Annotated in this window: 12 protein-coding genes; 3 read left to right on the forward strand and 9 right to left on the reverse strand. The window is 33.2% G+C overall.

The window, feature by feature from the left end; all coding sequences use genetic code 11:
- Positions 1-88 precede the first annotated feature (88 nt).
- On the forward strand, positions 89-661 hold the full coding sequence (locus BN863_RS06225) for a Crp/Fnr family transcriptional regulator (protein WP_038528630.1): 573 nt from the start codon (positions 89-91) through the stop codon (positions 659-661).
- Positions 662-720: 59 nt separating this feature from the next.
- Positions 721-1,479, forward strand: coding sequence for an acyl-CoA desaturase (locus tag BN863_RS06230; protein ID WP_038528633.1), 759 nt, complete (start codon positions 721-723; stop codon positions 1,477-1,479).
- On the opposite strand, the gene BN863_RS06235 is transcribed toward BN863_RS06230, so the two are convergent.
- From BN863_RS06235 to BN863_RS06245, 3 genes are all read right to left on the reverse strand, one after another.
- Complete coding sequence (locus tag BN863_RS06235; protein WP_148304572.1) at positions 1,480-2,115, reverse strand: hypothetical protein; 636 nt, start codon at positions 2,113-2,115, stop codon at positions 1,480-1,482.
- 176 nt (positions 2,116-2,291) lie between these two features.
- Positions 2,292-3,515 (reverse strand): multidrug effflux MFS transporter, encoded by a 1,224-nt coding sequence (locus BN863_RS06240; RefSeq protein WP_038528637.1) that lies wholly within the window; start codon positions 3,513-3,515, stop codon positions 2,292-2,294.
- Between the two features lie 165 nt (positions 3,516-3,680).
- Entirely contained in the window at positions 3,681-4,676 is a 996-nt protein-coding gene (locus BN863_RS06245; RefSeq protein ID WP_038528640.1) for an aldo/keto reductase, read from the reverse strand.
- 143 nt (positions 4,677-4,819) lie between these two features.
- Here BN863_RS06245 and BN863_RS06250 point away from each other — a divergent pair, with 143 nt between their 5' ends.
- Positions 4,820-6,592 (forward strand): ABC transporter ATP-binding protein, encoded by a 1,773-nt coding sequence (locus BN863_RS06250; protein WP_038528642.1) that lies wholly within the window; start codon positions 4,820-4,822, stop codon positions 6,590-6,592.
- A gap of 73 nt (positions 6,593-6,665) precedes the next feature.
- On the opposite strand, the gene BN863_RS06255 is transcribed toward BN863_RS06250, so the two are convergent.
- The 6 genes from BN863_RS06255 to BN863_RS06280 all read right to left on the reverse strand — a co-directional run bounded on the left by BN863_RS06255 (position 6,666) and on the right by BN863_RS06280 (position 13,520).
- Complete coding sequence (locus BN863_RS06255; protein WP_038528645.1) at positions 6,666-8,207, reverse strand: acyl-CoA carboxylase subunit beta; 1,542 nt, start codon at positions 8,205-8,207, stop codon at positions 6,666-6,668.
- A gap of 10 nt (positions 8,208-8,217) precedes the next feature.
- The gene (locus tag BN863_RS06260) at positions 8,218-9,660 is read right to left on the reverse strand and encodes an acetyl-CoA carboxylase biotin carboxylase subunit (protein ID WP_038528647.1); all 1,443 of its coding nucleotides are present in this window, start codon (positions 9,658-9,660) and stop codon (positions 8,218-8,220) included.
- A gap of 16 nt (positions 9,661-9,676) precedes the next feature.
- Positions 9,677-10,162, reverse strand: a complete 486-nt coding sequence (locus tag BN863_RS06265) for an acetyl-CoA carboxylase biotin carboxyl carrier protein subunit (protein WP_038528649.1) — start codon at positions 10,160-10,162, stop codon at positions 9,677-9,679.
- Positions 10,163-10,229: 67 nt separating this feature from the next.
- On the reverse strand, positions 10,230-10,892 hold the full coding sequence (locus BN863_RS06270; protein ID WP_038528651.1) for a 3'-5' exonuclease: 663 nt from the start codon (positions 10,890-10,892) through the stop codon (positions 10,230-10,232).
- On the reverse strand, positions 10,892-12,808 hold the full coding sequence (locus tag BN863_RS06275; protein ID WP_038528654.1) for a DUF294 nucleotidyltransferase-like domain-containing protein: 1,917 nt from the start codon (positions 12,806-12,808) through the stop codon (positions 10,892-10,894). The genes BN863_RS06270 and BN863_RS06275 overlap by 1 nt, the downstream gene beginning before the upstream one ends.
- Positions 12,809-12,851: 43 nt before the next feature.
- Positions 12,852-13,520 (reverse strand): PrsW family intramembrane metalloprotease, encoded by a 669-nt coding sequence (locus tag BN863_RS06280; protein ID WP_038528656.1) that lies wholly within the window; start codon positions 13,518-13,520, stop codon positions 12,852-12,854.
- Position 13,521: the final 1 nt, after the last annotated feature.

Consider the following 13,521-nt stretch of genomic DNA (forward strand, 5'->3'; position numbering starts at 1 on the left):
AATATAAAATAGAATATATAAGGTCTTAAAATAAGATGAAATTCATAAATTTATCCATTGTTATAAAAGAGAAATTTGTTAGTGGTACATGATTAAAATTAGGGATTATATTGAATCTACAGTGTCTATAAGTGATGCAGATTGGAAGTTATTTTCTTCGAAGCTTAAAACAAGAACATTTAAAAAGCGAGAACGTATTTTAAATGTAGGGGAGACCGAACATTATATTTCATTTATAAGTTCTGGTATTGCACGTTTCTTAATTCCTAACGAAGATGAAGAAAAGGATGTTACTTTCGGGTTTTGTTTCGAAAACGAATTTGTTAGTGCTTACGATTCTTTTCTAACTAAGAAACCTTCATTATATGCGCTTGAAGCTTTATCCGATTTAACTGTTTGGAGTGTGTCTTATTCAGATCTACAAGAAGTGTATAACAAAACTGAAGTTGGGAATCTAATTGGAAGATTATCTTCAGAACGCCTATTTTTAATAAAGTCTAAACGCGAACAATCACTTTTAAATGAAACAGCAGAACAGCGCTATCTTAATTTATTTACAGAACGACCTAATCTTATTAAGGAAATTCCTTTAAAATATATCGCTTCATATATTGGAGTAACAGCACAAGCATTAAGCAGAATAAGAAAACGAATTTCTTAACCTATGTTCAGAATAAAATCTTAATTATTTTGGTTCTTTGTTATTATAAAATATAGCAAATGACAATTATTATCTTCATGATTATTCTATGGTATTCAGGTTTGTTTTTTCAGACGTTTTTCCTTCATAGATATGCAGCACATCAAACATATAAAATGTCTCGTTTAGGCGAAAAAGTGTGTTTTGTATTAACTTGGGTGTGTCAAGGTTCAAACTATTTAAGTGCTTATGGTTATGGTGTTATGCACCGTATGCATCATGCTTACGCAGATACAGAAAAAGATCCACATTCACCAAAATACGATAGTAATGTATTTTCAATGATGTGGCGTACTAAGAATATTTATCAAGATATTAATAATCAACGTGTAGATGTAGATGCTAAATTCACCAAGAATGTACCGCAGTGGAAACGCTTCGATACTTTTGCAAGTTCTCGTGTGTCGCGATTAGTTTGGGCAGGTTTATATGTGGCGTTTTTTGTGTTTTTTGCAGACGCATGGTGGCAGTGGTTGTTTTTGCCAGTGGCTTTCTTTATGGCGCCTATTCACGGTGTAATTATTAATTGGTTTGCACACATTTACGGCTATGTAAACTTTAAAGTAAGCGATACATCTAAAAATTTATTCCCTTTCGATTTTTTAATGATGGGTGAAGGCTACCATAATAATCACCATAAATTTGGTGGTCGTGCTAACTTTGGTGGCGTACGTTGGTACGAATTAGATGTTACTTATGGTATAATGAAAGTGCTTAATGCTTTTGGATTTATTAAGATTAAGAAAAGTGCCTTAGTTCCTGTTAAGCGCGAAGTATAATTAATACGTTATTTGTCTGTAAACTCTAAGTATACTATCAGATTTTGTATGCCTTTTTTCTAAAGTAATACAGTTGTTCTTTTCATCAGTTTTCAGACAGGTAATCGCAATAGAATCTATAACCGTATCTGTTGTATCTTTAATAACAATACTCTGTAAGGTTTCATTATTATAATTATAATAGTGCGTATTAAAAGTTTTAAAATGGTCTACTTCCTTTAAAATCTTACCATTTTTAGAATAGTATACTATTTTCTCATTTTGCTTATACTTCTTTTGCGAGTAACAACTTATGCGTTCTCTATGTTTTGTTTTCCATCGGGTTTTACAATAATAATTAGGTAAATCTGGATGCGTTTGTTTTTCAAAAAACAATTTCTTTTCTGTGGTTTGTATAGTATCCTTATTGTTATTTAATGTAAAAGACGACTCAACCCTTCCGTTTTTTGTAAAGTTTAAATGTTTTTCTGTGTGTAAAATTGAGTCTGTATTGCCGGTTATCAGTACGGTTTTTTCAACCATATATTGAACCTCTTGTAAATTATGTTTCTTAAAATAAGATACAGAACTACACGAATAGAGACTTGTAAGTACTATTAGTAATAGACTTGAAATATGTAATCTATTCCGTTTCATAATTATAAATATAACGGAAATTATTTACATGACACACCTTAAAATTAGACCTATAATACTCTAGTTCCGTTTTATGATTTGTTTTAGGGAGTTCCTTTTTTTGAATAAAAAAGTCGGGCTTTACGCTATATCTTTTTATTGAAAAGTATAAAAAGGATGCCGCTGCAATCCCTAACTCAATGCCATTTAAGATTAAATCGTCTGTATAAAATATGGCGTTTCATTAAAATAAATGTTGCGAGAGATAAACTACCGCAAATAGAAAACCCTAAAAATAGAGGTAAGGCTGTATCCGTCATAAAACTACCAATAAACGTTGCAATAGGAATAGCAATTAATGTGGCCATAAAGCCCGTTATAGCTGCTCCAATACCAGCAATATGCCCAATAGGCTCCATGGCAATAGCTCTAATATTTCCAAAAATAAAACCTAACGAAAAGAATATTCCAACCAAAAATGGTAATAACACTGTTAATTCAGGATTAGGTTTGTTCCAGAATAGAATGGCATATATAGTAGATATTAAACTAAATATACATAACGCTATAAAAGCTAAGCGACGCATTCCAATACGTACTACTAACGTACCGTTCAATAAAGTAGATAAACCTATAGATGTTGCCAGACCAGCAAACACATACGGGAATTTATCTCCCAAACCATATTGGTCTTCAAACACGTGTTGAGACGAACTCAAATAGACCATAAAAGCACCGGTAATAAAACCAGAAACCACTGTAAAAGCCATAGCTTCTTTGTGTCTCACTAATTCTTTAAAACCTTTTACATAAACGTGTCTGTTAAAAGGGATTTTAAACTCAGGATGTAAGGTTTCTTTCTGTCGTTTCCAAAACCAAATGGTAACCACAATAGCAAAAAAGATTTGCGTATAAAATATAGTTTGCCAATTGAAATGAGACAAGATAAACTGTCCTAGCGCTGGTGCAATTACTGGAACGAGAATAAAAAAAGCGGTTACAAACGACATCATCCGTGCCATATAATCTCCTTTATGAGAATCTCTAATTATAGAAATACAAATTGTTCTTGGTGCAGCTAATCCAATACCTTGAAATACACGTCCAATTAGCATCGCTTCTAAAGACGTGGAAAATATACAAACCAAACTAGCTATAATAAAAATACCGAAACCGGCATACATTAACGGCTTTCTTCCAAAACTGTCAGATAAAGGACCTAGAATTAACTGTCCAATTCCAAACCCAAGAAAAATCATGGTAACTAACGACTGTAAATCGGTACTGTTTTGATTACCAATTGCTATCCCGATTTCTGGAAAAGCAGGTAATAATGCGTCTATAGCAAGTGCTACAATAGACATTAGGGAAGCCATTAACGCAACAAACTCAAATTGGTATTTCTTTGTGGTATTTTGCATCAGGCAAAAGTAGTGTTTCCACTGCTTTTAAATAGATAATTTTACTTTATTAGTTAGTCGCTTTACAATTAATAATTTAAATGCATTTTGAATTGCTCTTTTATAAAAAAATAAAATTAAATGTTCTTAAAATTTAAAAAATCGACAATTAGAAAGTGTGCGTTTCTATAAGTCTAATTTTAATTCGTTAAGATTTTTGTTTATAAATTGTAATTCTTCAGCAGATAATTTTACATCAATAGCTTTAGCATTAGAAATAGATTGTTCTGCATTTCTAGCACCTGCCAATGCAATAGTAATTCCTGGTTGTTCTATGGTCCATCTTAAAACTAATTGCGATAATGAAATATTTTTATCTTCGGCTAACGGTCTTAACGTGTCTAAAAAATGAGCCGTTTGTTTTATATTTTCATCTTTAAAGAATGCTAATCCTTTTCTATGGTCACCTTCAGAAAAGGTATGACCAGCCTTCATTTTGCCAGTTAGTAGACCACGTTGCAGCGGACTATAAGCTAAAATAGAGGTGTTGTTTTTTAGTACATAAGGTATTAGTTCCGACTCAATTCCACGATTTACCATACTATATGGTACTTGGTTCGACACAATATCGACATACTGTTTTGCTTCTTTAAGTTGGTCTACATTGTAATTGGAAACACCTGCATAACGTACTTTACCGTCTTTTATAAGTTGAGCAACAGCCTCCATAGTTTCTTGAATTTTGGTGGTTTTATCAGGCCAATGAATTTGGTATAAATCGATATAATCTGTGCCTAAACGTTTTAAACTATCTTCGCATTCTTTTATAATACTGGCTTTACTCGAGTTTTTATAAATAGCAATGTCTTTACCATCATTATCTTGAGAGTTTACATAAAATTCACCATCGGTAGCGTCCCAACGCAATCCGTATTTGGTTACAATTTGTACTTGGTCTCTCGGTAAATCTTTAATAGCTTCACCTACAATTTTTTCACTATGTCCCATACCATAAATGGGCGCAGTATCTATAGATGTTACAGCATAATCGAATGCCGATTGCATGGCTTTTACGGCATCATTTTGTTCTGTGCCACCCCACATCCAACCACCGGCAGCCCAAGCTCCAAAAGTGATTGCTGATAATTTTAAATCTGAATTTCCAAGTGTTCTATACTCCATAATAAGTGATTTGTTTAAGACGGTTCAAGTTAATAATTACATTATAAACATGTAAGCCTTTTATGAAACTCTTAATATTAATTTTCTTCTTTAATGCTAAATAGTTTAGTCAGTAAAATTATCTTTACACCCTAAATAAAAATATGAGACATTATAAACAACCCATAAAAGGGGATAAAAAAAAGGCTTCAAAAGTCAGTATGGCGCAAGCCTTTAAGACTATTATTTGGCCAAAGCGAAATCTAGTATTTATAGGCTTAGTTTTAATTGTTTTAAGCCGATTGGCAAGTTTAATATTGCCTTGGAAAAGTAAAGTATTACTAGATGATATTATTCCAAATAAAGACTACAATCAGTTATATTCTATGCTGGCTGTTGTTGGAGGAGCAATACTGGTTCAAGCTGTAACTTCGTTTTTATTGACTAAAATTTTAAGTGTTCAAGCGCAGTATTTAATATCGGAATTACGAGCAAAAGTTCAGAAAAAAGTACTATCTCTACCTATAAGTTTTTTCGATAATACAAAGTCTGGCGTATTAGTTTCCCGAATTATGACTGATGTAGAAGGTGTTCGAAACTTAATAGGTACAGGTCTAGTACAACTAGTAGGTGGGACGTTTACAGCTGTAATTTCATTGATATTACTAATACGAATTAGTCCATCTATGACACTTTTTGTTTTGGTTCCTGTAGCTGTTTTCGGGGTACTTGCCATGAAAGCATTTAAATATATTAGACCTATATTTAGAAAACGTGGTGTAATTAATGCTGAAGTTACTGGGCGTTTAACTGAAACTTTAGCAGGCGTTCGCGTGATTAAAGCATTTAATGCCGAAGATCAAGAAAATAAAGCGTTTGAAGAAGGCGTCGATAAATTGTTTCAAAATGTAAAAAAGAGTTTAACAGCTACTGCAGTTATGACGAGTTCTTCTACATTTCTTTTAGGAATAGCTTCTACTGGAATTATGGGAATTGGTGGTTATAAAATTATGCAAGGCGAATTAACAATTGGAGACTTTATGTTTTTTACATTGCTTCTCGGGTTTATGATTGCGCCAATTGTACAAATGAGTAATATTGGAAGTCAGCTAACAGAAGCTTTAGCGGGATTAGATCGTACTGAAGAATTAATGAATTTGGAAACTGAAGAAGATGATGCAAATAGAACGTTAGAAATTGAAAACATGAAAGGCGACTTAGTGTTTAACGATGTTTCGTTTGCCTACGATGAAGGTAAAGACGTGCTGCACAACATTAGTTTTAATGCACCATCTGGATCTGTAGTTGCATTGGTAGGAAGTTCTGGATCTGGTAAATCTACAATTGCAGGTTTATCTGCTACCTTTTTAAATCCTAAATCGGGAGTAGTTTCTGTAGATGGTTACGATTTAACTAAAGTGAAATTACAAAGTTTTAGAAAGCATTTAGGAGTTGTACTTCAAGACGAATTTTTATTTGAAGGTACCATTCGTGAAAATATTTTATTTCCGAGACCAAACGCTTCTGAAGCAGAACTCATAAAAGCTGTCGACTCAGCCTACGTGAGTGAGTTTACAGACCGTTTTGACGATGGTTTAGATACGTTAATAGGGGAGCGCGGTGTTAAATTATCCGGAGGTCAACGTCAGCGTATCGCCATTGCAAGAGCAATTTTAGCAAATCCGAAAGTAATTATTTTAGATGAAGCAACATCTAATTTAGATACAGAAAGTGAAGGCTTTATTCAGAAAAGTTTAAATGAATTAACAAAAGACAGAACAACTATTGTTATAGCGCACCGTTTAAGTACAATTAGAAAAGCAGATCAGATTTTAGTGATTGAAGAGGGACGAATAAAAGAACGTGGTACGCATGATGAGCTTATTGCAAGTCAAGGGCGTTATTATGATTTATATACTTTTCAAGCCAAAATTTAAAACCGTTAACTAATCAGAAAGCCTTCAAAATGTATAACATTTTGAAGGCTTTCTTGTTTTTTAGACCTTACGTTTATAGTGGAATGTTTCCGTGTTTACGTTTTGGTAAGTCTACTTTTTTATCTTCAAGCATACTAAATGCTTTAAGTAATTTTCGTCTTGTATCTTGAGGTAAGATTACTTCATCTATAAACCCTCGTTGAGCAGCCCGATACGGATTTGCAAACGCATTGGCATATTCTGTTTCTTTTTCTGCTAATTTTGCATGAGGGTCTTTAGCTTCTAGAATTTCTTTTCTAAAGATAATTTCACTAGCACCTTTAGCGCCCATAACAGCTATTTCTGCACTTGGCCATGCAAAATTCATATCGGCTCCTATGTGTTTAGAGTTCATAACATCGTATGCACCACCATAGGCTTTTCTAGTAATTACGGTTACTCGTGGTACTGTAGCTTCGCTTAAAGCATATAATAATTTAGCGCCGTTAGAAATTATACCGTTCCATTCTTGATCTGTTCCAGGTAAAAATCCAGGAACATCTACTAAAACTAATAAAGGAATATTAAAACTGTCACAGAATCGTGTAAATCGTGCCGCTTTTTTTGAACTGTTTACATCTAAAACACCTGCTAAAATTAAAGGTTGGTTAGCAATAATACCAATACTTCTACCTCCAAGTCGCGCAAATCCAACAATTATATTTTGTGCATACTCTTTATGAATTTCAAAAAATGAATCATCATCAATTATACCATTTATAACGTGATGCATATCGTATGGCTTATTTGCATTCTCAGGAACAATAGTAGCAAGTTCAGCTCTTATTTCATCTTGTAATTCAAACGGAATTTTATCTGTTGTTTGTGTATTGTTTTGTGGTAGATAACTTAACAACGTTTTTATATTGTCTAGGCATTCTATATCGTTTGTAGAGGTAATATGTGCTACTCCAGACTTTGTAGCATGTGTATGTGCGCCTCCTAGTTCTTCAGATGTTACTTCTTCGTTGGTTACTGTTTTTACCACATTTGGTCCTGTAACAAACATATAACTGCTATGTTCTACCATCATTGTAAAATCTGTCATCGCAGGCGAGTACACGGCACCACCAGCACAAGGTCCCATGATAGCAGAAATTTGAGGAATGATACCTGAGGATTGCACGTTTTTGTAAAAGATGTCTGCATATCCGCCAAGCGATCGTACACCTTCCTGAATCCGTGCTCCACCAGAATCGTTTAAACCAATAAGTGGCGCTCCCATTTTTAAAGCCAAGTCCATAATTTTACAAATCTTTTCGGCATGTGTTTCAGATAAAGAACCTCCAAAAACAGTAAAATCTTGTGCGAATACGTATACCAATCTATTGTTAATTGTACCATATCCCGTAATTACACCATCGCCATAATATAGTTCCTTATCCATATTAAAATCGGTGGTACGGTGGGTTACTAAGATGCCTATTTCTTCAAAAGAACTCGAGTCTAATAAGTAGTCTACACGTTCTCTTGCAGTTAGTTTTTTCTTGCTATGTTGTTTTTCTATGCGATGCGTTCCGCCTCCAAGATGAGCTTTAGCTAATTTATCGGATAGTATTTTTGTTTTAGAATCCATAAACTTTAAATTAATGTTTGGGTAATCTTACTTGTTTTAAGTCCTTTTCGTATTGCTTTAAAGCAACTAAAGCAGCAAGTCTAGCTTCTTTTTCAGCTTGAATTTTTAAAACGTCTTTGGAGTAATAGATGTTTACAAAATTAGTATCGAAGTTTCCTTCTTGGAACGCAGCATTCTGAAAAACGAATTTCCCAAAGCTTAAAGTGGTGCTAATACCTTCTATTTTATAATCATGTATGGCTTCTAACATATTTTCAATAGCCTCTTCACGAGTTTTACCGTATGCTATTAACTTAGCTAACATGGGATCGTAATATATTGGTACATCAGCACCTTCATTAATACCGTTATCCACACGTATATTTTTTCCTTCTGGTAATTTGTACACATCTAATTTGCCAATACTTGGTAGAAAATCGTTTAGAGGATCTTCTGCATAAATACGCAATTCCATAGCGTGCCCTAGAATTTCTAAATGAGCCTGTACTAAATGTAAAGCTTCACCACGTGCTATTTTTATTTGTAATTCTACTAAATCTAAACCTGTAATTAACTCTGTAACGGGATGCTCGACTTGCAAACGGGTATTCATTTCTAAAAAATAAAACTTATCGTTATCATCTAACAAAAACTCTACAGTACCTGCACCAATATAATTGCATGCTTTGGCAACTTTAATCGCAGCATCACCCATTTTATCTCGTAGACTAGGAGTGAGAATGGCAGATGGGGCTTCTTCAATAACTTTTTGATGACGCCTTTGAATGCTGCAATCTCGTTCGAATAAATGTACGGTATGACCTAAAGTATCAGCTAATATTTGTATTTCTATATGTCGGGGAGAAGCAATATATTTCTCAATAAAAACAGAACCATCTCCAAATGCATTTTTTGCCTCGCTTATTGCGCGTTTCATTTGCACTTCTAATTCATGTTTATTTTGAACGATACGCATGCCTTTTCCTCCACCACCGGCCGAAGCTTTTATAAGAATTGGAAAGCCTATTTTTTCAGCTATAAGTTCTGCTTCTTTAATATCTGTTATAGCATCTTTGGTTCCAGGAACCATAGGGATATTGTAGTGTTTAACTGCTTCTTTAGCTGCTAGCTTACTTCCCATGATTCTAATAGACTCCGATTTAGGGCCTATAAAAACAATATTGTTTGCTTCTACTTGTTCTGCAAACTCTGCATTTTCACTTAAAAATCCGTATCCAGGATGAATGGCGTCTACATGCAACTTTTTTGCAAATTCTATAATCTTGTCGCCTAATAAATACGATTGATTTGAAGGTGGTTCTCCGATACATATGGCTTCATCTGCATAGGTTACATGTGGCGATTCTCTATCGGCAGTAGAATAAATAGCCACGGTTTTAATGCCCATTTTCTTTGCCGTTTTCATAATTCGAAGTGCGATTTCCCCACGATTTGCTACTAAAATTTTTTTCATAATAAAGTGGTTTTCGTTATTCAAATTCTATTAAAAGATCACCTTTATTAACTGTGGATCCTTTTTCTATGGCAATCGCTTTTATAATTCCATCGCGTGGAGAAACTATACTATTTTCCATTTTCATGGCCTCTAAAACAAGTAAAGGTGTATTTGTTTTTATATGGTCGCCTACATTGACTGTAATATGTAAAATAAGTCCAGGCATTGGCGCCTTAATAACATCGGTCTGTTTTAAAGTCTTATTATTAAGTCCCATACTTTTAATAAGTTCGTCTAATTCTGTAGCTATATCTACTTGATACGAGGTATTATTTATATGTACGGTATAAGATTTATTCTGAAAATCTGCATTGGAGATTTCAGCATGATAAGAAATTTGATCCTGAATTATGTGGAACTGGTTAGTTGTTGTTTCCACACTATCTAAAACATTCAAATCATTTTTAGAAAGACTAAAATGATGAATATCGTTTACAATTACTTTGGTTAATTTACTCATAGATGTCTGTTTGTCTTGTAAATATAACAAATAAGACGACGATGAGTAAAGTTTAGAAAAGAGTTATTTATAGTTTAAAAAGTTCTTTTAAAGTATAATTCTTAGTCTTTATTAAAAAGTGAATCGATTTTAAAAATGCTAAAGCTGTAATTAAAGCATCTCCTGAAGCGGTATGTCTATCGCTTAAATCGATATCATAGTGCTCTGCTAAATCCTCTAAAGAGTAAGTCTTTTTAGGAGGAATTACTGTAGATTTTGTACGTGTTGCACGAAACAAATGCATTGTATCTAACACTTTGTTTTTTAGTTCTGGAAGGCCATGACGTTTAAATGCAGCATTAATCATTCCGATATCGAAATAAGCATTATGTGCTACTAAAATAGAATCTTTAATATAGTCTAGAAATAAAACAATAGCTTCGTCTTCGGTAACAGTTTCGAATTTATCGTTTTTAAGAATACCGTGGATTTGCACGGTATTCTCATCAAAATAATCTTGTTTTATATAGATTTCGAAAGCAGTGCTTATGTCTATATAGCCATTTATTATTTTTACAGCACCAATACTTAGCATTCTATCTTTATCGTAGTTAAACCCTGTAGTTTCAGTGTCTAAAATAACGTAAGTTGAAGCTGTAATATCACCTTCTTTTTGTTCTAAAAAAAGAGATTCGTAATTGGTCCAAAATTCTGGATGTGTGTTTTCAGTTTTATTGAAAAGCCATTTCATTAAATGAAATTCTTAAGATTAAATTTTAATTTAACAAGTTCTTGAACTTTACTCACTGCTTTAAAACAACGTTTAAGTTTCATTTTTTCTTCCTTAGAAAGTTCAGCTAAAGCAATAAAGCGTCCGCTGTCGTGATGACGTATTCCGCGTTTGGTTCTAAACTTTAATAAGGCTTTAGAAGCATAGGCGCAAGAATAAAATAATTCTTGATCCTCAGGAAGTAATTCAGCCAACTTCTCGAAACGTTCTGCAGTGTTGTTAATATGTTTTATTTGGTAATGTATCGCTAATAATCTTCCAGCATCTGTAAGTGGCATGATTGCTCTTTTCTTGATGTCGAAATGATCTTTATATTCACCATCTTGTTCTACTAAAAATTGTCTGAAGAATCCTAATGGGGAAGGGTTTCTTAAAGAAGAAGCTCCTAATTTAGATTGAAAAATTAAATTATTTTTAGTGATTTCTATAACGTAATCAGACAATTGATTGGTTAGATTAATATCGCCATAAGTAATATCGAAATCGAAAAAGATTGAACATAAAAGTAATTCATCTTCTTCTGTTTCTCTAGTCCAAGCAGAAAATTGATTTTCCCATTCATCAATACTTAAACAGTATTTAGGGTTTTTTGCCATCATTTCGCCAGGGCAATATTCGAAACCAATAGTTTTTAAACGCTTATTTACTTTTTTAGCTAAGGTTAAGAAATAACTTCTAACCTCTTCTAGATGATCATCGTCTGTGTTTTCAAAAACAAGAGCGTTATCTTGATCTGTATGTAAAAGTTGCTCTTTTCTTCCTTGGCTTCCCAAAGACATCCAAGCAAATTTAACTGGCGGTACTTGATCCATTTTTTCGACGCAACGTTCTATAACACGTTTAATCGTGGCATCGTTTAGTTCGAATATAATGTTGTTAATATGCGTAAGTGGAATATTTTGTTGAATATACCCATCTAAAAGCATCATGATTTTTTCGCGTATACGTTTTAATTCTTTAGTAGAATCTGAACGTTTAATCGCTTTCATTAACACTGAAGGGTTTGTTCCTTTCATTACAATAATATCATGCTCAGAAAAGACTCCTAAAATTTTAGAATTAGGCGTACCATCTTTTGTTACCACAATTTGATTGATTTTATGTTTCATCAATGTGGTTTGTGCTTGAGCTATAGTAATGTTTTTCTTGTAACACAATACTGGAGAATTCATGATTTTAGAAACATCCTCATCAATCGCATAATTTCCAGTGGCTACATGTAATCTAAGGTCTTTATCGGTAATAATTCCGATTGGACATTCTTTCTCTTCAATAATTAAAGACCCAATATTGTGTTCTGCCATTAATTTAGCAGCATCCTGAATGCTCGATGTCTTTTTAGTTGTAATTACATTTTTAACAAGTCGAACAGGTTGCATTTCGAACATGTCTTTAGACAGGTCTAATTTAACATCATCTTCTAGTAATTTCTTCTGAAATTCGTTAGAAAATGGGTTCTCTGTATTCGATGCAAAACTCTCAATTAAATACTGACGAAAATCTTTATTATTATCGATGAATGGATGGAACATTTCAATAGGAATACAATATAAAATAGTCTCCTCTTCGGTAACAGAAGTTATTGCATAATTCTCTTTTGCAAATAATGGACGCAATCCGAATACATCTCCTTCATCAAATTGATCAATAGTTTCTAATTTTTCATTGATATATTTCTTAAGCTTTACAGCTCCTTTGTATATCATATAGAACTGATCATGTAAAGGGTCATTGATGTTATAAATAACACTTTCTTTGTCTAAATACTTGATTTTTACTTCTTTAGAAATATCGAGCAATTGCTCTTTATCGAGTAAATCGAAAGGAGGGAAGTTCTTTATAAAGTCAGCTACGCGTTCTGCTATCGTATTCTTCATCGTGTTCATTTAATGAGATTTTCGGGAAATAAAGATAGTACTATTATTTAAAATATGATTTCTCTTGATGTTTTTTTATTCCTTTTCTTGCTAATACAATTCCTACACCAAGAGAAATGAATGCACCCACCCAAATCCCTGGTATAAAATTAATAAAGAGGAAGAAATCGTAACTTCCGTGAAAGATTACGGCCAATAATAATCCCGTTAAATTGTGTTTAATTCGGTTATTAGAAAACTTAGCCTTTCCCATAAAATACCCCATTAAGATTCCGAAAGTCGCATGAGCTGGTACAGCCGTAAATGCTCTTAAAATTCCAGAACTAACGCCACCTTCTAATACGTAAAAAATATTTTCTGTAGCGGCAAATCCCATAGATACCATAACGGCGTACATAATTCCATCGAACGGTTCGTTAAATGCTTTATTTGGTTGTGCAAAATAACGAACAATAAAATATTTGCTAAATTCTTCTGTAAATGCAACTACAAAGAAAGCTTTTATAATCAAGTGTAGCAGACTCGAATCGTCTGTAGGGATAATACTATTAAATATTAAGGAAATAATTGTTGTAATTAATATACTAACAAAAGCTCCTAACAAGAAGTTGTATAATAGTAAACGCTTTGGTTCTTTTTCATACTTATCCTTATTATAAATGTAAACAATAATTACAACAATTGGGGCGAGAGCTAAAAGGAGTAAATGCATG

This window comes from Formosa agariphila KMM 3901, assembly GCF_000723205.1.
Taxonomy (GTDB): Bacteria; Bacteroidota; Bacteroidia; order Flavobacteriales; family Flavobacteriaceae; genus Formosa; species Formosa agariphila.

Excerpts from the sequence above, each read along its gene's own strand:
- BN863_RS06280 (WP_038528656.1), bottom strand. The coding sequence starts at position 13,520 with ATGCATTTACTCCTTTTAGCTCTCGCCCCAATTGTTGTAATTATTGTT.
- BN863_RS06240 (WP_038528637.1), bottom strand. The coding sequence starts at position 3,515 with ATGCAAAATACCACAAAGAAATACCAATTTGAGTTTGTTGCGTTAATG.
- BN863_RS06265 (WP_038528649.1), bottom strand. The coding sequence starts at position 10,162 with ATGAGTAAATTAACCAAAGTAATTGTAAACGATATTCATCATTTTAGT.
- BN863_RS06275 (WP_038528654.1), bottom strand. The coding sequence starts at position 12,808 with ATGAAGAATACGATAGCAGAACGCGTAGCTGACTTTATAAAGAACTTC.
- BN863_RS06270 (WP_038528651.1), bottom strand. The coding sequence starts at position 10,892 with ATGAAATGGCTTTTCAATAAAACTGAAAACACACATCCAGAATTTTGG.
- BN863_RS06260 (WP_038528647.1), bottom strand. The coding sequence starts at position 9,660 with ATGAAAAAAATTTTAGTAGCAAATCGTGGGGAAATCGCACTTCGAATT.
- BN863_RS06235 (WP_148304572.1), bottom strand. The coding sequence starts at position 2,115 with ATGAAACGGAATAGATTACATATTTCAAGTCTATTACTAATAGTACTT.
- BN863_RS06250 (WP_038528642.1), top strand. The coding sequence starts at position 4,820 with ATGAGACATTATAAACAACCCATAAAAGGGGATAAAAAAAAGGCTTCA.
- BN863_RS06245 (WP_038528640.1), bottom strand. The coding sequence starts at position 4,676 with ATGGAGTATAGAACACTTGGAAATTCAGATTTAAAATTATCAGCAATC.
- BN863_RS06255 (WP_038528645.1), bottom strand. The coding sequence starts at position 8,207 with ATGGATTCTAAAACAAAAATACTATCCGATAAATTAGCTAAAGCTCAT.
- BN863_RS06225 (WP_038528630.1), top strand. The coding sequence starts at position 89 with ATGATTAAAATTAGGGATTATATTGAATCTACAGTGTCTATAAGTGAT.
- BN863_RS06230 (WP_038528633.1), top strand. The coding sequence starts at position 721 with ATGACAATTATTATCTTCATGATTATTCTATGGTATTCAGGTTTGTTT.